We start from the raw sequence: 17,551 nt of genomic DNA, 5'->3' as shown, positions 1-17,551 counted from the left end.
AATTGCGCGCTGTATTCCGTATGCCCCTTGCGCCGCAGCCCCGCTGGACCGTGCAGCTCGTATTCCGCAATCCATTGCTGCGCGAGAGTACGTGCCACCCCGTACTCTCGCGCCAGGGCACCGGTTCCGATACCTCCTGCCAGGTATCGCCTTACTAATTTGAGTTTGAGCTTCGCGTCGTGCTTCGCCATGAAAAAACCCCAAGGGTCGGATCTATGTCCAACTCTTGGGGTTCAGTTCATCTCATCTCGAGATGCCGCCGTTTCTGTTTCTGCGAGGACACGACGTGAAGCCACGTGCCGCGCACCGACGTCTTCATTGTGCAAACCGCGTTGAACCCGGACGCGCGGCCAGCCGACGTGCCCCGCTCGCTCAGCCCGACGAAACCAGCTTGAAATCCACCGGCGAATCGATATCGATGCGCTTCGGATTCGCCTCCAGCAAACCCGTCTGCGAGTCGCGCCGGAACACGTACACGGTCGCGCTGTTCTGGTTGCCGACGATCAGCCACTTGCCCGTCGGATCGATGGCGAATTCGCGAGGCGCTGCGCCGAGACTCGACTGATGGCCGACCCGCTTTAGATGCCCGTTCGCCGGGTCGACCGCGAAGATCACAATCTCGTTCGCGTCGCCGCGATTGCTTACGTACACGAAGCGCCCGTCCGGCGACGTATGGATCGCCGCTGCACCCACCTTGCCCTTGAAGCCCGGCCTGGTGAGCGGCAGCGACTGCAGCAACGTGAGGTTGCCGTCGCCGTAGCGGAACGTTTCGACGGTCGCGGCCATCTCGCTCGTCAGGTACGCATACCTGCCGCTGGCACCAAACACGAGATGACGTGGACCGGAGCCGGGCTTCATCGCCGTGTAGCGCGTTTCCGTGGGGCCAAGCAACCCGCGGCTGCCGTCGGGCGTGTAGCGATATGAATAGACCTTGTCCGTGCCGAGATCCTGCGCGAACAGATAGCGACCATCGGGCGAGAAGACCGTGGAATGCACGTGCGCGTTGTCCTGCCGCCCTTTCACCGGGCCGCCGCCATCATGATGGACGGTCAGCACGGCCGTGCCAACCTGGCCATCCGGCTGGAGCGGAAACACGGAGAAGCTGCCGCCAGGATCGGCCGCGACGGAGTAATTGGCGGTCGTCAGGTACCTGCCGTCCGGCGAAATGCTCAGGTAGCACGGATCATTGCCTTCCGATGAGACCTGGTTCAGAAACGTCAACTGGCCGCTTTGCGGATCGAAACCGAACGCACTGATGCCGCCGCGCTGGCCCGCGGGTCCGTTGTCGCCGGGCAGCTCGTTGACGGCATACACATGACGCCGGTCGCTGCTCACCGCGAGATACGACGGGTTCACGGTCTTCGCCGAGGAAACAGGCGTGACATCGCCGGTCTTCGTGTCGAAGCGATACACGTAGATGCCTTCGCTCCTGCCGCCCGTGTACGTGCCGACGAGCAGGTCGTACACGCCGTCGGCAGGAACGGCTGCGGCGCCCTGGGCAAATGCCTGGCTTGCAACAATAGAGACCATAAGTGCGAAACCTTTTATTATCGAGCGGGCCGACAGCGAATCAGCTTTCGATGCGGACGGTGGCACGGCGAATGCTGCAGCGCGGCGACAGAAATGCATGACGGGCTCCTTTGACATCGTGTTGTTCCGGTCAGGGTGTCACGGGTCTGCCACGCGTGTGATCTCGTTGTTTTGTGCTTCGGCAAGTATAGGAGTGTTGCACCGGAACGCACAGCCTGAAAGGCTGACAGGCAGGTTTCAGGTTCGTTACTGCACTTGAATTCATGCTGGTTTCACAGGCGACAGGATGCGAGGCGAGGCATCACGCGTCGTGCGCCCGGCAGGTTGTACTTTCAACAAAAACAGTTCCAACCCGTGGAGTTTTCATGAACATCACACTCAGTCTTGGTCCGCTCGTTGCCCTGATCGCCGGCATTCTCATTCTCATCATGCCGCGTCTGCTTAACTACATCGTGGCGCTGTATCTGATCATCATCGGGCTCATCGGCGTCTTCGACATGGGGAGCAAGCATTTCTGACGCGGCGGCACGTTTGCCGACGGGCGCAGGCGCGCGACGACACGCACCCGTTTCCGGGCGCGCTGCCGGGTAGAACCACTTGAAACATCGTGAACACGGGCGGCGCCGATGGCCGCCCTATCCAGACAATCAGGCCATCAGCCGTTCGAGAGCTGGTCGAGGCGGAGCTTGCCCTGCAGCGACAGGCCGCCGACGGCATAATGACCGTCGTTTTCCTGATAACGCGTGAAGCACGCGCGCTCGACGAGAAATGCCGCAGCCGTTTCCATTCCGTTGCGGGAAAGGCCAAGCTGGTCAGGATCGAGCGGGAGCATCGCGTCGTCGGCGAGCGTGCTGGCGGCGGAGAGTATGGTGATGCAATCCGATTTCGACAGGTTCAGCATGGCTTCAATCCTCGAAAAACAGCGTTGCGTGGGAAAGGTATAAAGCGATACGAAGCGGTAGAAAAGTGCAACACATGAACATGACACCAGGTTGGGCCCAAAGTGCCCGTTACCTGTCAGACGTCCGGATTGTAAGCAGCCATATTTCAGAATGCCAGTCATGGTTGACCATACTTCGTGTTGAATCCGACGCCTTCACACCGGTCTGGCATGACGCTGCCCGTGACCTGTCCAACGCGCCTGCGACGCGCTCTTATCCGCCCTCCCCATGCCCTCTCTCATTGAAGACTACGCACTCGTCGGCGACGGCCACACCGCCGCACTGATCGCCCGCAACGGTTCCGTCGACTGGCTCTGCTGGCCGCGCTTCGACTCCGGCGCGTGCTTCGCGGCCCTGCTCGGCACCGCGGACAACGGCCGCTGGCTGATCGCACCCGTCGTCGACAAAGGCGCGCCGGCGCCCGTCTCGTCGCGCCGCTATCGGGGCGAAACGCTGATTCTCGAGACCGATTTCGAAACGCCCGAAGGCGCGGTCACGGTCATCGATTTCATGCCGCCGGGTAACGGCACGTCTGAACTCGTGCGGATCGTCGTCGGCAAACGCGGCACCGTGCGCATGCAGATGGAGCTGGTTCTGCGCTTCGACTACGGCTATTCCGTGCCGTGGGTCAGCCGTCTTGCCAACGACAGCGGCATCAAGGCCGTCGTCGGTCCCGACACCGCCGTGCTGCGTACACCGATCGACGTGCGCGGCGAAAATATGCGCACCGTCGCCGAATTCACAGTGGCGGCCGGTGAGCGCGTGCCGTTCACCCTCACCTACACGTCGTCGCATCTGCGCACGCCGCACGCGCGCGATCCGCACACCGCGCTCGCCCGCACCGAAAACTACTGGCTCGAATGGTCGGCACGGGGCACCGTCACCGGCCGCTGGGCCGAGCCGATCCGGCGCTCGCTGATCACGCTGAAAGCGCTGGCCTACGAACCGACGGGCGGCATCGTCGCGGCACCGACCACGTCGCTGCCGGAACATCTCGGCGGCACGCGCAACTGGGATTACCGCTACTGCTGGCTGCGCGACGCGACGATCACCCTGCTCGCGATGATGCGCGGCGGCTACTACGACGAAGCGCGCGCGTGGCGTCAGTGGCTGGGCCGCGTGATGGCCGGCTCGCCGCAGCAGTTGCAGATCATGTATGGCATCGCGGGCGAGCGGCGCCTCCCGGAGTTCGAACTCGACTGGCTGCCCGGCTATCAGGGCGCCAAACCGGTGCGTGTCGGCAACAACGCCGTCGACCAGCTGCAACTCGACGTCTACGGCGAAGTGATGAACGCGCTACATCTGGCGCGCATCGGCGGTCTGCAGGCGGACGAAACCGCGTGGAACATCCAGTGCGCGATGCTCGTCCACCTCGAAAAGATCTGGAACCAGCCCGACGAAGGCATCTGGGAAACGCGCGGCGGGCCCCAGCATTTCACGTTTTCGAAGGTAATGGCATGGGTCGCGTTCGATCGCGCGATCAAATCGGCCGAATCATTCGATCTGCCGGCGCCGCTCGATCACTGGCACGCCGTCCGCGCGCAGATTCACACAGATGTCTGCGAAAAAGGCTATAACGCTTCGTTGAACGCGTTCACGCAGGTTTACGGCGGCGATGAACTCGATGCGAGCGTCCTGCTACTGCCGCTCCTCGGTTTCCTGCCGCCGTCCGATCCGCGCATCGCGGGCACGGTCGCGGGCGTCGAGAAGTTTCTGCTACATGACGGTTTTGTGATGCGCTACCGAACAACCGAATTCAACGACGGCCTGCCGCCCGGTGAAGGCACGTTCCTCGCTTGCAGCTTCTGGATGGTGGACAACCTGGCGTTACAGGGCCGCGTGAAGGAAGCGACCGCGATGTACGAGCGCCTGCTGTCGCTGGCGAACGATGTCGGCCTGCTTTCGGAGGAATATGACCCGGCGGCACAGCGACTTGTAGGGAATTTTCCTCAGGGCTTTTCCCATGTCGCACTGGTCCATACAGGGCTGAATCTGATGAAACACGAGCAGGAAATGGCAAAGGCGACCGGACAGCCGCCCCACGACAGCCCCGCCCCTAACGGAAATGCGGGGAATGCGGAGGTTGCGACCCGGAAAACCATTCCAGGTGCCGCGCCAAACCCTTGATTTATTTACATTCCTTACGTGCGGTGCGACACGGTTGTTGCGTTGCACAATCGGTGTTTGTCCGATATCATGAATTTCGAATGTCGGCCGATAACCAATGGTCCACTGACGGTCCACGACCAATAACGGCCTCGCCACAACGCATTACGCGTTTTTGCGCCGCCCCACGCGAACAACACTAACGCTGGAGCACCCATGCTCTATCAACTGCACGAATTCCAGCGGGCACTTTTGAGCCCGCTTACCGCCTGGGCCCAGGCCGCGTCGAAATCCTTCGCGAATCCGGCCAGTCCGCTTGCCTACGTACCGGGGGCGACCCGCCTGTCCGCCGGCTACGAGCTCCTGTATCGCCTCGGCAAGGATTACGAAAAACCCGAGTTCAACCTGCACCAGATTGTCAAAGACGGTCACAAGATTCCGATCGTCGAGCAGACGGTCATCGAAAAGCCGTTTTGCCGCCTGCTGCGCTTCAAGCGCTATGCAGACGACAGCGGCGCTGTCACGCAACTGAAGGATGAGCCGGTCGTACTGGTGTGCGCGCCGCTGTCGGGCCATCACTCCACGCTGTTGCGCGACACCGTGCGTACGCTGCTGCAGGATCACAAGGTCTACATCACCGACTGGATCGATGCGCGCATGGTGCCGCTCGAAGACGGCGCGTTCCATCTCGACGACTACATCGCATACATCCAGGAGTTCGTTCGCCACATCGGCGCGAAGGATCTGCACGTGATCTCGGTGTGCCAGCCGACTGTGCCGGTGCTCGCAGCGATTTCACTGATGGCGAGCCGCGGCGAAGACACGCCGCGCACGATGACGATGATGGGCGGCCCGATCGACGCCCGCAAGAGCCCGACGGCCGTCAACTCGCTCGCCACGCAGCACTCGTACGAATGGTTCGACAACAACGTGATCTACACGGTGCCGCCGAACTATCCGGGTGTCGGTCGCAAGGTCTATCCGGGCTTCCTGCAGCACACCGGCTTCGTCGCAATGAATCCGGAACGGCATGCAGCGTCGCACTGGGATTACTACCAGAGCCTGATGCGCGGCGATGAGGAAGACGCCGAGCAGCATCGCCGCTTCTATGACGAGTACAACGCCGTGCTCGACATGGCCGCCGAGTACTACCTCGAAACGATCCAGATCGTGTTCCAGGAATTCCGTCTGGCGGAAGGCACGTGGGACGTCGCGGGTGAACGCGTGCGTCCGCAGGACATCACGCGCACCGCCCTCTTCACGATCGAAGGAGAGCTCGACGACATCTCCGGCAGCGGTCAGACGCGTGCCGCGCAGGAGCTGTGCAGCGGCATCCCGGAGGAGAACAAGCAGCACTTCACCGCCGAGAAGTGCGGTCACTACGGCATTTTCTCGGGCCGTCGCTGGCGCACCATCGTCTATCCGCAGTTGCGCGACTTCATCCTCGAGCACAACAAGCCGTTCACGGCTGAAAAGAAGGAAAGGATCGCGCAGCAGGCGTAACGCTGCAACCATTGGGTCCGCTGCGCCGGTGAAGGGCGCAGCGGCGTCCTGACGACGCCACCCTAGCGGCGCATCAGATACGCCAGCAGCAACTCAGTGTTCATCTGCACGATTTCGCTACGCTCGCTGACCGAGCTGAAATCGCGGCCGAGCGTCGCTTCGAGCGTGAAGCGGTTCGACACGATGTAATACCCCATCCCCGACAACGTCACGTAGAAGCGCAACGGGTCCACGCTCGTGCGGAACAGTCCTGCGCGCTGGCCGCGTTCGAGGATATTGCCGAGCGTCGCGACGATGGGCGAGATCATTTCGCGAATGCGCGTCGACTTCTGCATGTAGCGTGCCTCATGCAGGTTCTCGTTGTTCACGAGCCGGAGCAGTTCGGGGTGATCGCGGTAGTAGTCCCAGACGAAATGCGCGAGCCGCGTGATCGCCTCGACGGGCGCGATGCCGGCGAGGTCGAGCGTGCGTTCGGCTTCGGTGAGCGCGCTGAACGCGTGCTCCAGGACCGCGGTGAACAGCTGCTCCTTGCTACCGAAGTAGTAATAGAGCATGCGTTCATTGGTTTCCGCGCGGCGGGCAATCTGGTCGACGCGTGCGCCGAACAACCCACCATTTGCAAATTCCTCGGCCGCCGCGAGCAGGATGCGGCGACGGGTGCCTTCAGGATCTCTTTTGATTTTCGGCTGATTCATGGTGGCATCGTGCTTCGTGAGCCGCGTTATCCGGATCGTGCCGCCAGCCTCTCTCCTCGGCCAGGTACCTGCGGCACTGAGCGGGCGCGCCATGGTTGGGGGACACCCTGTTGCGGTCTTTCGAAAAAGCGCTTCGATTATGGCACATGGTTTGCGAAGCACAATCAGGGAAATCGGCGATAATCCCTTATTTGGCGGAAGCCCCGTCGCGCAAGCCCTCCGGCCTTGCTGCACACCGCCGCCGCGCGCCCGGCCGGGCCTTTTTTGACATCAGTCTGGCCTGCCAGCAAGCCCTCAAGTCTTGACCGTGACCGATTCCTTAACACTAGCTGATCGCATCGAAGATCTGCTGCCCCAGACCCAATGCACGAAGTGCGGCTACGCCGGTTGCCGCCCCTACGCCGAAGCGATTGCCCTTGGCGAGGCGAACTACAACCAGTGCCCGCCGGGCGGCGTCGAAGGCATCGCGCGCCTGGCCGGCCTGCTCGGCCAGCCTGTGATCCCGCTCAATCCGGCGAACGGCATCGAGCGTCCACGACCGCTGGCCGTTATCGACGAAAACCTGTGCATCGGCTGCACGCTGTGCATGCAGGCGTGTCCGGCCGATGCGATCGTCGGTGCACCCAAACAGATGCACACAGTAATCGAGGCGCTCTGCACCGGGTGCGATCTTTGCGTTCCGCCCTGTCCCGTCGACTGCATTGCGATGGTGCCTGCCACCGGCGAACGCACTGGCTGGGACGCGTGGTCGCAGGAACTCGCCAACGCAGCCCGCGAACGCTACGAGCAACGCAACGCCCGCCTCGCGCGCGAGCGTGAAGCTGCCGAAGCGCGTGCCGCGGCGCGCCGGGCGTCGAGTTCTGCTTCGGCCGCTGCTGACGCGCCTTCGGCTGCCGAGTCTTCTGCTGCTGGGACGTCTACCACCGTTGTCGCGGACGACCCGGAAGCAAAGAAACGCGCGATCATCCAGGCCGCGCTCGACCGCGCACGCAGGAAGAAGGAAGAACTCGCCGCTCAGGGCAAAGGCCCGCAAAACACCCAGCAGGTGAGCGCCGATGTCCAGGCGCAGATCGATGCGGCCGAAGCGCGCCGTCGCCGGCTCGGTATTGCGCAGGAGGACAACGCCAGCGACGCGGCCCCGTCCACGCAAGACGCCAGCGGCATCCAACCACCGAAATCCTGACAGCCAGCATGAACGCGAACAAACGCCGCGCTATCTACGAGACGCTGCAGGAACTCAACCCGCATCCGACAACCGAACTCGAATACACGACGCCGTTCGAATTGCTGATCGCCGTCATGCTGTCGGCGCAGGCCACTGACGTTTCGGTCAACAAGGCGATGCGCCGAATGTTTCCGGTGGCGAACACGCCGCAAACGGTCTTCGATCTCGGTGAAGAAGGCGTCGCCGACTACATCAAGACGATCGGGCTTTACCGCACCAAGGCGAAGAACGTCATCGCGACCTGCCGCGTCCTGCTCGACCAGTTCGGCGGCGCAGTACCGGACGATCGCGAGGCGCTGGAAAGTTTGCCGGGCGTCGGACGCAAGACCGCGAACGTGATCCTGAATACGGCGTTCGGCCATCCGACGATTGCCGTCGATACGCACATCTTTCGGGTTGCCAATCGAACCGGGCTTGCGCCGGGCAAGGATGTGCGCGCAGTCGAAATCGCGCTGGGGAAATTCACGCCCGCCGAATTCCGGCATGATGCCCATCACTGGCTGATCCTGCATGGGCGATATGTGTGCAAGGCGCGTCGGCCGGAATGCTGGCATTGCGTCATCGAGCCGTTGTGCGAGTACCGGCCGAAGACGCCGCCACCGGAGCTTTGACGCGCGACGGCTGAGGGCTGGTCACTGGCGGCCTCGTCGTAGCGTGCGCGATGATGCGAAAGGCACGCCGCCACGCATCAACCCGACGCCCTCAGCGAACCTTCCCCCGCCGACGTAAAATACCCGCTTGCCGTTGCCATCAGCACGCCGCCCCATCCTCGATACCACCACGATGTTCAATCCCAGCCGCGACGAAGTCCGCCTCTTTTTCACTGACACCTGGCGCAAGCAGCGCGCAGGCGAAATCCTGACGCCGCTCGAAGCCATCGCCGCTGACTGGATCGTCGAGCACCCGGAATATCACGCCGACCTGACGAACGTCGAAGGCGCCCCAGCGCAGGACTACTCGCCTGAACGCGGCCAGACCAATCCTTTCCTGCATCTGTCGATGCATCTGGCGATCACCGAGCAACTGTCGATCGATCAGCCGCCTGGTATCCGCGCGGCACACGAGCGCCTCGCATCGCGTCTCGGCTCGACCCATGATGCGCAGCACGCGATCATGGATTGTCTCGGCGAAACCATCTGGGAAGCGCAGCGTACCGGCACGCCACCGGATACCGATGCGTATCTCGCACGCATCGAGCGCCGCGCTTCACGCGACTGAACGACCTCGGCTCCAGCGCGCATATCAGCCAGCAGCCGGAATTCGACGCCCAAAAGCAGAACACCCCGCCGAAGCGGGGTGTTCCATTTCAACCGGCTGAAGAACGCCGTGATTACTTTTTCTGCACGAGATCGCCGTCGATCGATTCGATGTAGGCGCCAATGTCCTTCATGTCGCTCGGCGACAGGCTCTGCACCTGCACCTGCATGATCGAGTTGTTACGACCGAGGTGCGGGTTGCCCGTGCCCATCTGATACTGACGTAGCGCCCAGTAGATGTAATCGGCGTGCTGCCCTGCGAGCTTCGGAAACTCCGGGCTCACCGGTTTGTTCATGTTCGGACCGTGGCAGGCCGCGCAGTTGTGCGAATCGGCGAGCACCTTGCCATTGGAGGCATCGGCGGCATGCGCCGCGTTCGATGCGACGAGGCCCGTGAATGCGATCGTCGCAACCGTCGCGCACGCAGCCTTCAATACCGTGTGGAGTGCCTGATGGGGCTTCTTCATGAATTCTCCTATCCCGCGAATGTGGTGAACTGTGGGTGACCTGTACCGATCACTTGTCGGGATTGTTCTTCGAAGAGGATGTCTGCGCCGCGTAGTACGCCGCGACATCGGCGATGTCCTGGTCCGACAGCGACGCCGCGATGGCGTGCATGGAGTCGAAGTGGCGTTCACCCTTCCGGTAGGCGCGCAGCGCGCTTTCGAGGTAGGCCTGGTTCTGGCCGCCCAGCTTCGGCACCCGGTAGACCTCCGGGTACGCGGTGCGATATTCGGGGATGCCGTGGCAGCCGATACACATCGCGACCTTGCCCTGGCCCGCCTTCGCGTTGCCAACGACATCCGCTGCCTGCGCGCTGGCCGCAAAGCCTGCGAGCGCTGACAGCGCTGCGATCACGAGGTGTTTGCCGACGATTTTGTTCATAGGTTCTAACCTGGCATGAGGGGAAAACGGGCGCCTGAAAAAGGCAACGGCCTGCGCCGTTATTCTTGTAGAGGTGCCACGCAGGCCAAAAAAATCGCGCTAATTGTACCGCGACGCTACGCCGGGCGTCCACATGGCGGGCGCGAGGCCTCAATGCAGCGCCGCTCCAGCATGCCGCCCGCGTACGTCCAGCGCACAATCGAACGCGGTCGACACCGGGTTCACACCCTACCCGAGCCCGCTTCGGCCCAACAGGGCTTCTGACTTATACTGGACTTTTTCCGGGAGAGCAGTTCGCCATGCGCTTCGAAGGCTCATCGCAATACGTCGCCACCGACGACCTCAAACTCGCGGTCAATGCCGCGATGACGCTCAAACGGCCGCTCCTGATCAAGGGCGAGCCGGGCACGGGCAAGACCATGCTCGCCGAAGAAGTCGCGGCGGCGCTGGGCATGCCGCTTCTGCAGTGGCACATCAAGTCCACCACGAAGGCGCAGCAGGGCCTCTACGAGTATGACGCGGTCTCGCGTCTGCGTGATTCGCAGCTCGGTGACGAGCGCGTGAAGGACATCCGCAACTACATCGTGAAGGGCGTGCTGTGGCAGGCGTTCGAATCGGACGAACAGGTCGTGCTGCTGATCGACGAGATCGACAAGGCCGACATCGAATTCCCGAACGACCTGCTGCGTGAACTCGATCGCATGGAGTTCTACGTGTACGAGACGCGCGAACTCGTGAAGGCGAAAGAGCGTCCGCTCGTCATCATCACGTCGAACAACGAAAAGGAACTGCCCGACGCGTTCCTGCGCCGCTGCTTCTTCCACTACATCCGCTTTCCCGATGCAGAGACGATGCAGCAGATCGTCGAGGTCCACTATCCGGGCATCAAGAGGGAACTGCTGGCCGCCGCGCTGCAGAGCTTCTTCGAACTGCGCAACGTGTCGGGTCTGAAGAAGAAGCCGTCGACGTCCGAACTGCTCGACTGGCTGAAGCTGCTGCTCGCCGAAGATATTCCGCCGGAAGCGCTCCGCTCGGCCGACCAGAAGCAGATCATTCCGCCGCTGCACGGCGCGCTGTTGAAGAACGAGCAGGACGTGAGCCTCTTCGAACGCCTCATTTTCATGAACCGCAACAACCGGTAATCCGCGTTGGGCGCAGGGGTGCGACAGATTGTCGCGGCCCTGCCCTCACGTGAAAACGTCATCGCAGGCACCCGCACGGAGATTCGCTACATGAGCCGCTGGATAGAGCCCGTTACGCTGAAGGGCCAGCACGTCATTCTTGAACCGCTGACGCTCGAACACGAGCAGGCGATCGCCGCCGCGGCGGCAGATGGCGAGTTGTGGACGCTCTGGTACACGAGCGTGCCCGCGCCCGGCACTGAACGCGCGTGGATCGAAGCCGCGCTCTCGATGCGCGATAACCTCGGCGCACAACCCTTCGCGGTGCGCGATGCCGTCTCCGGCGAAATCGTCGGGTCGACGCGTATGTTCAACGTCGAGGCAGCACACCGTCGGCTCGAGATCGGCCACACGTGGTACGCGAAACGCGTGCAACGCACGCCGCTCAACACCGAAGCGAAGCTCCTGCTGCTCACGCACGCGTTCGAATCGCTGAAAGCCATTGCGGTCGAGTTCCGCACGCATTTCATGAACCATCAGTCGCGCACCGCGATTGCGCGCCTCGGCGCGAAGCAGGACGGCATCCTGCGCAATCACCAGATCGGCAAGGATGGCGTGTTGCGCGACACGGTCGTGTTCTCGATCATCGAGTCGGAATGGCCCGCCGTGCGCGCCCATCTGAAATACAAGCTCGAGCGCTAAGGCCAGCGGCACAACCGGAGCGCGGAAACATGGCAACGCACGGGCCCGAAGACGCAGAGGAAACAGCATGCTAATCGACTTCTTCTTTTCGCTACGCACCGCAAAGCTGCCGGTTTCGGTCAAGGAATACCTGACGCTGCTCGAAGCGCTGAAGGCGAATGTCATCGCGCCATCGCTCGATGAGTTCTATTACCTCGCGCGTCTCACGCTCGTGAAAGACGAGCAGTATTTCGATCGCTTCGATCAGGCGTTCGGCGAGTATTTTCACGGTGTCGCGGGCAAGACGGAACTTGCGTTCGACATCCCGCCCGACTGGCTGAAGAAGAAACTCGAGCGCGACTTCACGCCCGAAGAGAAAGCGCAGATCGAAGCGATGGGCGGCCTCGACAAGCTGATGGAGCGCCTGAAGGAACGCTTCGAAGAGCAGAAAGAGCGTCACGAAGGCGGCAACAAGTGGATCGGTACGGGCGGCACGTCGCCGTTCGGCCATGGTGGCTATAACCCGGAAGGCATCCGCATCGGCGGCGATGCGTCGGGTCATCGCAGCGCCGTGAAGGTCTGGGAAGCGCGCGCGTATAAAGACTATGACGACCACGTCGAAATCGGCACGCGCAACATCAAGATCGCACTGCGACGCCTGCGCCGCTTCGCGCGCGAAGGCGCCGCCGAAGAACTCGATCTGGCCGACACGATCCGCAGTACGGCGGCAAACGCCGGCTGGCTCGATCTGAAGATGGTGCCCGAGCGGCACAACAACGTGAAGGTGCTGATGCTGCTCGACGTCGGCGGCTCGATGGACGATCACATCAAGCGCACCGAAGAACTCTTTTCGGCGACGAAGGCCGAGTTCAAGCACCTCGAGTTCTTCTACTTCCACAACTGCGTCTACGACTACCTGTGGAAGAACAACCGCCGACGTCACGCAGAGCGCACGCCGACGTTCGACGTGCTGCACAAGTTCACGCCCGACTACAAGCTGATCTTCGTCGGCGACGCGACGATGAGCCCGTACGAAGTCGTGCAGGCCGGCGGCTCGGTCGAATACAACAACACCGAGCCGGGCGCCGTATGGCTGCGGCGTCTCGCCGACCAGTTCCCGCATTTCGCCTGGCTCAACCCCGAACCGGAAGGCTTGTGGCAATACCGGCAGTCGGTGTCGATCATCCGCGAAGTGCTCGGTCAGCGGATGTATCCGCTGACGCTCGCCGGCCTCGAAGCCGCGATGCGCGTGCTGAGCAAATAACTCATCCCCTGACACAACCTGACAAAAGAATGACGCATGACGCAGTCTTCCACGCCTGAACTGTCCCCTTCCGCCGCACGGCCCGTGAAGCTCCGGCCGTTTGCCGATACGTCGGTGTCGGCAATCGTCGCCGGCTTTGTCGCGATGATGACGGGCTATACCAGCTCGCTCGTACTGATGTTCCAGGCCGGTCAGGCCGCGCATCTCTCCGACGCGCAGATTTCATCGTGGATCTGGGCGCTGTCGATCGGCATGGCGCTGACGACGATCGGGCTGTCGCTGAAATTCCGCGCGCCAATCGTCATTGCCTGGTCGACGCCTGGCGCGGCGCTGCTGATTTCGTCGCTGCCGCATGTGGCGTATCCGGAGGCGATCGGCGCGTTCATTGTGTGCGCACTGCTGCTGACTGTTGTTGGCCTGACGGGCTGGTTCGACGCGCTGATGAAGAAGATTCCAGCGGGCATCGCGTCGGCGCTGCTGGCGGGGATTCTCTTCGAGATCGGCATCGAAATTTTCCGCGCGGCGCAGTTCCAGACCGCGCTCGTGCTCGTGATGTTCTTCACGTATCTCGTCATCAAACGCTTTGCGCCGCGCTATGCAATCGTGACGACGCTGATCGTCGGCACCGCTGTTGCGGGCGCGCTCGGGCTGCTCGATTTCAGCCGCTTTCACATCGCGCTCGCGCATCCCGTGCTGACGATGCCCGCGTTTTCGATCGCCGCGATTGTCAGCATCGGCATTCCGCTGTTCGTGGTGGCGATGGCTTCGCAGAACGTGCCCGGCATCGCCGTGCTGCGCGCCGACGGCTACACGACGCCTTCCGCGCCGCTGATCGCGACAACCGGCATCGCTTCCCTGATCCTCGCGCCGTTCGGCTCGCACGGCATCAATCTTGCAGCGATCACAGCGGCGATCTGCACCGGCCCGGAAGCGCACGAAAATCACTCGAAGCGCTACACGGCAGCCGTCTGGTGCGGCACGTTCTACCTGATCGCGGGCATTTTCGGCGCCACGATCGCGGCGCTTTTTGCTGCACTGCCGAAAGCGCTGGTGGTGTCGGTGGCTGCACTGGCGCTGTTCGGCTCGATCATGAGCGGCCTCGCCAACGCGATGCACGACGTGAAGCAGCGCGAGGCGGCGCTCGTCACCTTCATGGTGACGGCCTCCGGCCTGACGCTGCTGTCGATCGGTTCCGCATTCTGGGGCCTGGTCGCCGGCGTGCTGACGCAGCTCGTTCTGAACGTCCGCCGCGCCTGAAGCGGCCGGACAGGCGGGATCGGCGAGATAAACAGGTGCCAGACGTGCACTGTAAAGATCCTGGCGGCCGATCCGCCATAGAATAGAGTTATTGGGCGACGCTCCACGCGAGGCGTCACGGCAACATTGCGTGAACGTCGCATGATGACTGGCTTCCGCTGCGGCATTGTGGCGGTCCCATCTTTCCCCTGGACCATGGCGCGTGCGCGCCCAGAAGGCTCGACATGACATCCGCACTCGATCAACTCAAGCAGTACACCACCGTCGTCGCCGATACCGGCGACTTCCAGCAACTCGCGCAGTACAAGCCGCGGGACGCGACGACCAACCCGTCGCTGATCCTGAAGGCCGTGCAGAAGGACGACTACCGTCCGCTGCTCGAAAAAACCGTCCGCGATCACGGATCGAAGCCGGTCGGCGCCATCATCGACCAGTTGCTGATCGCCTTCGGCACAGAAATTCTCAAGATCATTCCGGGCCGTGTGTCGACCGAAGTGGATGCGCGTCTGTCGTTCGATACAAAAGCGTCGATCGAAAAAGCCCACGAACTGATCGGCTACTACAAGGCCGCGGGCATCGGACGCGAACGCGTGCTGATCAAGCTCGCGTCGACGTGGGAAGGCATCCGCGCCGCCGAAGCCCTGCAGAAGGACGGCATCAAGTGCAACATGACGCTGCTGTTCTCGCTGGCACAGGCCGCTGCCTGCGCTGAAGCGGGCGCGCAGCTGATCTCGCCGTTCGTCGGCCGGATCTATGACTGGTACAAGAAAAACGCCGGCAGCAACTGGGACGAAGCGCGCGATGGCGGCGCGAACGACCCGGGCGTGCAGTCGGTGCGCCGCATCTATGCGTACTACAAGAAGTTCGGCTACAACACCGAAGTGATGGGCGCGAGCTTCCGCACGACGTCGCAGATCACCGAACTGGCCGGCTGCGATCTGCTGACGATCAGCCCCGACCTGTTGCAAAAGCTGCAGGACAGCACGGACAAGGTCGAACGCAAGCTGTCGCCGGAAATGGGCAAGGGCGAAAATATCGCGCGCGTTGCGGTCGACGAGCCGTCGTTCCGCTTCCAGCTAAACGAAGAAGCGATGGCGACCGAGAAGCTGTCGGAAGGCATCCGCACGTTCGCCGCCGACGCCGTCAAGCTCGAAAAGCTGATCGAAAGCCTGCGTTAAGGCGCGCTGCTTCACCCTGCGCGTGACCCGTTCGCGGTCACGCGCGCGGCCTCGCGCCGCGTCAACTGCCTGCCTTTCCGCTCCTCTTCCTCGCTGTCCACACACTGTCACAATCACCTTCGTGACGGCGTCTACAATCTCTGTACGGTCGCTTTCCGGCGCGTTCCCGCACAACGGGACGGCCGATAGCGCTGCTTCCGCGGATACCCCGCGGCACACTCAAGGAGACGACGATGCAAGTCCAGCCTTATGTTTTTTTCAACGGTCGGTGCGAAGAAGCGATGAAGTTCTACGGCGAGAAACTCGGCGCCGAGGTGGTGTTCCAGATGCGCTTCAAGGACGCGCCGCCGTCCGCCGCGGAATCGGTGCCGCCGGGCAACGAAGAAAAGATCATGCACACGACGTTCAGAATCGGTGCGACCGAACTGATGGCGTCCGACGGTGACTGCAAGGGCGAAGGCCCGCGGCCCGCGGGATTCAGCCTGTCGCTCGCCGCCGACGACGTCCCGTCCGCTGAGAAATACTTCAACGCGCTATCGGACGGTGGCAACGTAATGATGCCGTGGCAGGCGACGTTCTGGTCGAAGGGCTTCGGCATGGTCGTCGACAGGTTCGGCATTCCCTGGATGGTGACCGTTCCGCACGAAGGCGGCTGAACGCGTCCGTTCAGGCCACGCACGCGCCCTCGCCTCGTCGGCTCATGCGACGGCGCGCGCGTGCCGTTCGATATTCCAGTTCGACTCCGTATCCAGCAGCATCGCGCGCAGGCTGTCGACCTGCTCCGCGAGCCGCAGCCCGAGCCAGTACGGGCCGTGCAGATCGGCCGGCAGGCTGGCGATCACCGCTGGATCGGGCGTCGCGAGCGGTGACGCTTCGGGAATCCGAAAGCGCGTCGCGCCCGCGAAACGCAACGCGCGCGCCATCGCGAGCAAGGTGCCGCGCACTGTGTACACCTCGATCCCGCATTCCCGCGCGAAGGCCGCCCGGCCGGCGGCATCCAGATGTCCGATCGTGCCCGTCGCCATCAGTTCCAGCGCGCTCAGCATCGAGCGGTGCAGCCGCTGGATCTCTTCGAGCTGCGCCTGCGGCAGGTCAATTTCCTTCGCCACCGAGGGAATCAGCGAACGTAGCTGCACCAGCCGCGTGTTGAGCGCCAGAAACATCTTCAGGGTTTCGTCGGCGGAAGGCAGATCGCCGTCGCTTTGCACCATGCGCGCATAGATGCGCGCACACGCTCGAAGGTTGTCCGCGAGCAGATAGCGCCATGAGTACGTTGCGTGCAGCGGCAGCGCGAACGAAAATGCCAGCGCGATCACGATGCCGACCAGCACATTCAATGTGCGCCAGAGACCGACATCGATCTGGTTGTCGCCGTGTCCCGCGACGATGCACATCGTGATCGCCGTCAGTAACGCGATATAGCCCGGTTTACCGATCGCGAACCACGCGCAGATCGCGGCCACCACCGACATCAGCAGGTACGTGAGCGGCAGCGAGCCAATCCAGTTCTGCTGCAGGATCATCGCAAGCCCGATCGTTGCGCCAAGGAGCGTGCCCGCCGCCCGTTCGGCGGCCTTCTTGCGGATATTGCCCTGGTGCTGCAGGCCGCCGATCACCACCAGCAGCGTCACCGATGCCCAGATGCCGTGCGGCACGTTGACACCCGTCGTCGCGAGAATCGACACCAGCATCGCCAGACCGACGCGCAGGCTGTGAATGAGGTTCGCGTGACGATAGCGGTAGTACGGAGAGACGATGGCGCGCAGGAAGCGTCTGATGCGACCGGGGCGCGTGCGAGGGGTCCCGAGCGGGTTGGAATCGGCTGTGGCCATGCTTGACGGTGTGGGGAGCGGGGAACGGGTCTCAGGCTGGAATCAGGTGAAAGCGTCGAATGATCAGTCAAGCGAAC

Annotated in this window: 19 protein-coding genes; 12 read left to right on the top strand and 7 right to left on the bottom strand. The window is 62.6% G+C overall.

The window, feature by feature from the left end:
• A partial coding sequence (locus P3T16_RS21495) for a transposase (RefSeq protein WP_429343761.1) occupies positions 1 to 191 on the bottom strand: 191 nt, incomplete at its 3' end.
• A 181-nt stretch (positions 192 to 372) separates the two neighbouring features.
• Entirely contained in the window at positions 373 to 1,530 is a 1,158-nt protein-coding gene (locus tag P3T16_RS21490) for a lactonase family protein (RefSeq protein WP_429343760.1), read from the bottom strand.
• A 365-nt stretch (positions 1,531 to 1,895) separates the two neighbouring features.
• Between P3T16_RS21490 and P3T16_RS21485 the strand changes: the two genes are divergently transcribed.
• On the top strand, positions 1,896 to 2,048 hold the full coding sequence (locus P3T16_RS21485; protein WP_429257927.1) for a DUF3096 domain-containing protein: 153 nt from the start codon (positions 1,896 to 1,898) through the stop codon (positions 2,046 to 2,048).
• A 137-nt stretch (positions 2,049 to 2,185) separates the two neighbouring features.
• Here P3T16_RS21485 and P3T16_RS21480 read toward each other — a convergent pair whose 3' ends face one another.
• Positions 2,186 to 2,431, bottom strand: a complete 246-nt coding sequence (locus P3T16_RS21480; protein WP_429257926.1) for a hypothetical protein — start codon at positions 2,429 to 2,431, stop codon at positions 2,186 to 2,188.
• Between the two features lie 268 nt (positions 2,432 to 2,699).
• On the opposite strand from P3T16_RS21480, the gene P3T16_RS21475 reads away from it, so the two are divergent.
• Positions 2,700 to 4,598, top strand: a complete 1,899-nt coding sequence (locus P3T16_RS21475; protein ID WP_429343759.1) for a glycoside hydrolase family 15 protein — start codon at positions 2,700 to 2,702, stop codon at positions 4,596 to 4,598.
• A gap of 195 nt (positions 4,599 to 4,793) precedes the next feature.
• Positions 4,794 to 6,080 (top strand): polyhydroxyalkanoate depolymerase, encoded by a 1,287-nt coding sequence (locus tag P3T16_RS21470; protein ID WP_429257924.1) that lies wholly within the window; start codon positions 4,794 to 4,796, stop codon positions 6,078 to 6,080.
• Between the two features lie 62 nt (positions 6,081 to 6,142).
• On the opposite strand, the gene P3T16_RS21465 is transcribed toward P3T16_RS21470, so the two are convergent.
• Positions 6,143 to 6,775 carry a TetR family transcriptional regulator gene (locus P3T16_RS21465; RefSeq protein ID WP_429257923.1) on the bottom strand — a complete coding sequence of 211 codons (633 nt, stop codon included), beginning with the start codon at positions 6,773 to 6,775 and terminating at the stop codon, positions 6,143 to 6,145.
• A 307-nt stretch (positions 6,776 to 7,082) separates the two neighbouring features.
• Between P3T16_RS21465 and rsxB the strand changes: the two genes are divergently transcribed.
• The 3 genes from rsxB to P3T16_RS21450 all read left to right on the top strand — a co-directional run bounded on the left by rsxB (position 7,083) and on the right by P3T16_RS21450 (position 9,218).
• Entirely contained in the window at positions 7,083 to 7,958 is an 876-nt protein-coding gene (rsxB, locus tag P3T16_RS21460; protein ID WP_429343758.1) for an electron transport complex subunit RsxB, read from the top strand.
• A gap of 8 nt (positions 7,959 to 7,966) precedes the next feature.
• On the top strand, positions 7,967 to 8,611 hold the full coding sequence (gene nth, locus P3T16_RS21455; RefSeq protein WP_429343757.1) for an endonuclease III: 645 nt from the start codon (positions 7,967 to 7,969) through the stop codon (positions 8,609 to 8,611).
• 172 nt (positions 8,612 to 8,783) lie between these two features.
• Positions 8,784 to 9,218, top strand: coding sequence for a DUF1841 family protein (locus tag P3T16_RS21450; protein ID WP_429257920.1), 435 nt, complete (start codon positions 8,784 to 8,786; stop codon positions 9,216 to 9,218).
• Between the two features lie 112 nt (positions 9,219 to 9,330).
• Here P3T16_RS21450 and P3T16_RS21445 read toward each other — a convergent pair whose 3' ends face one another.
• Both P3T16_RS21445 and P3T16_RS21440 read right to left on the bottom strand, forming a co-directional pair.
• On the bottom strand, positions 9,331 to 9,723 hold the full coding sequence (locus tag P3T16_RS21445) for a c-type cytochrome (RefSeq protein ID WP_429343756.1): 393 nt from the start codon (positions 9,721 to 9,723) through the stop codon (positions 9,331 to 9,333).
• A 49-nt stretch (positions 9,724 to 9,772) separates the two neighbouring features.
• Positions 9,773 to 10,141 (bottom strand): c-type cytochrome, encoded by a 369-nt coding sequence (locus P3T16_RS21440; protein ID WP_429343755.1) that lies wholly within the window; start codon positions 10,139 to 10,141, stop codon positions 9,773 to 9,775.
• 299 nt (positions 10,142 to 10,440) lie between these two features.
• Between P3T16_RS21440 and P3T16_RS21435 the strand changes: the two genes are divergently transcribed.
• The 6 genes from P3T16_RS21435 (at position 10,441) to P3T16_RS21410 (ending at position 16,298) form a co-directional block, all read left to right on the top strand.
• Positions 10,441 to 11,283: an AAA family ATPase gene (locus P3T16_RS21435; protein ID WP_429343754.1), complete on the top strand. Its 843-nt coding sequence runs from the start codon at positions 10,441 to 10,443 to the stop codon at positions 11,281 to 11,283.
• A 90-nt stretch (positions 11,284 to 11,373) separates the two neighbouring features.
• Complete coding sequence (locus P3T16_RS21430) at positions 11,374 to 11,964, top strand: GNAT family N-acetyltransferase (RefSeq protein ID WP_429343753.1); 591 nt, start codon at positions 11,374 to 11,376, stop codon at positions 11,962 to 11,964.
• Between the two features lie 67 nt (positions 11,965 to 12,031).
• On the top strand, positions 12,032 to 13,207 hold the full coding sequence (locus P3T16_RS21425) for a vWA domain-containing protein (protein ID WP_429343752.1): 1,176 nt from the start codon (positions 12,032 to 12,034) through the stop codon (positions 13,205 to 13,207).
• Positions 13,208 to 13,243: 36 nt separating this feature from the next.
• Positions 13,244 to 14,464, top strand: a complete 1,221-nt coding sequence (locus tag P3T16_RS21420; RefSeq protein ID WP_429343751.1) for a benzoate/H(+) symporter BenE family transporter — start codon at positions 13,244 to 13,246, stop codon at positions 14,462 to 14,464.
• A gap of 224 nt (positions 14,465 to 14,688) precedes the next feature.
• Positions 14,689 to 15,642, top strand: a complete 954-nt coding sequence (gene tal, locus P3T16_RS21415) for a transaldolase (protein WP_429343750.1) — start codon at positions 14,689 to 14,691, stop codon at positions 15,640 to 15,642.
• Positions 15,643 to 15,875: 233 nt separating this feature from the next.
• Positions 15,876 to 16,298 carry a VOC family protein gene (locus P3T16_RS21410; protein WP_429343749.1) on the top strand — a complete coding sequence of 141 codons (423 nt, stop codon included), beginning with the start codon at positions 15,876 to 15,878 and terminating at the stop codon, positions 16,296 to 16,298.
• Between the two features lie 42 nt (positions 16,299 to 16,340).
• Here the strand turns inward: P3T16_RS21410 and P3T16_RS21405 are convergent, their stop codons facing one another.
• A complete protein-coding gene (locus P3T16_RS21405) occupies positions 16,341 to 17,474 on the bottom strand; it encodes an FUSC family protein (protein ID WP_429343748.1) in 1,134 nt (377 codons plus the stop codon).
• Positions 17,475 to 17,551: the final 77 nt, after the last annotated feature.

The sequence above is a fragment of the Paraburkholderia sp. GAS42 genome (assembly GCF_050436565.1).
In the GTDB taxonomy this organism is placed as follows: Bacteria; Pseudomonadota; Gammaproteobacteria; order Burkholderiales; family Burkholderiaceae; genus Paraburkholderia.
This window is presented reverse-complemented; position numbering and strand designations above follow the sequence as displayed.

Excerpts from the sequence above, each read along its gene's own strand:
- P3T16_RS21490 (WP_429343760.1), bottom strand. The coding sequence starts at position 1,530 with ATGGTCTCTATTGTTGCAAGCCAGGCATTTGCCCAGGGCGCCGCAGCC.
- P3T16_RS21485 (WP_429257927.1), top strand. The coding sequence starts at position 1,896 with ATGAACATCACACTCAGTCTTGGTCCGCTCGTTGCCCTGATCGCCGGC.
- P3T16_RS21480 (WP_429257926.1), bottom strand. The coding sequence starts at position 2,431 with ATGCTGAACCTGTCGAAATCGGATTGCATCACCATACTCTCCGCCGCC.
- P3T16_RS21475 (WP_429343759.1), top strand. The coding sequence starts at position 2,700 with ATGCCCTCTCTCATTGAAGACTACGCACTCGTCGGCGACGGCCACACC.
- P3T16_RS21470 (WP_429257924.1), top strand. The coding sequence starts at position 4,794 with ATGCTCTATCAACTGCACGAATTCCAGCGGGCACTTTTGAGCCCGCTT.
- P3T16_RS21465 (WP_429257923.1), bottom strand. The coding sequence starts at position 6,775 with ATGAATCAGCCGAAAATCAAAAGAGATCCTGAAGGCACCCGTCGCCGC.
- nth (WP_429343757.1), top strand. The coding sequence starts at position 7,967 with ATGAACGCGAACAAACGCCGCGCTATCTACGAGACGCTGCAGGAACTC.
- P3T16_RS21450 (WP_429257920.1), top strand. The coding sequence starts at position 8,784 with ATGTTCAATCCCAGCCGCGACGAAGTCCGCCTCTTTTTCACTGACACC.
- P3T16_RS21445 (WP_429343756.1), bottom strand. The coding sequence starts at position 9,723 with ATGAAGAAGCCCCATCAGGCACTCCACACGGTATTGAAGGCTGCGTGC.
- P3T16_RS21440 (WP_429343755.1), bottom strand. The coding sequence starts at position 10,141 with ATGAACAAAATCGTCGGCAAACACCTCGTGATCGCAGCGCTGTCAGCG.
- P3T16_RS21435 (WP_429343754.1), top strand. The coding sequence starts at position 10,441 with ATGCGCTTCGAAGGCTCATCGCAATACGTCGCCACCGACGACCTCAAA.
- P3T16_RS21430 (WP_429343753.1), top strand. The coding sequence starts at position 11,374 with ATGAGCCGCTGGATAGAGCCCGTTACGCTGAAGGGCCAGCACGTCATT.
- P3T16_RS21425 (WP_429343752.1), top strand. The coding sequence starts at position 12,032 with ATGCTAATCGACTTCTTCTTTTCGCTACGCACCGCAAAGCTGCCGGTT.
- P3T16_RS21420 (WP_429343751.1), top strand. The coding sequence starts at position 13,244 with ATGACGCAGTCTTCCACGCCTGAACTGTCCCCTTCCGCCGCACGGCCC.
- tal (WP_429343750.1), top strand. The coding sequence starts at position 14,689 with ATGACATCCGCACTCGATCAACTCAAGCAGTACACCACCGTCGTCGCC.
- P3T16_RS21410 (WP_429343749.1), top strand. The coding sequence starts at position 15,876 with ATGCAAGTCCAGCCTTATGTTTTTTTCAACGGTCGGTGCGAAGAAGCG.
- P3T16_RS21405 (WP_429343748.1), bottom strand. The coding sequence starts at position 17,474 with ATGGCCACAGCCGATTCCAACCCGCTCGGGACCCCTCGCACGCGCCCC.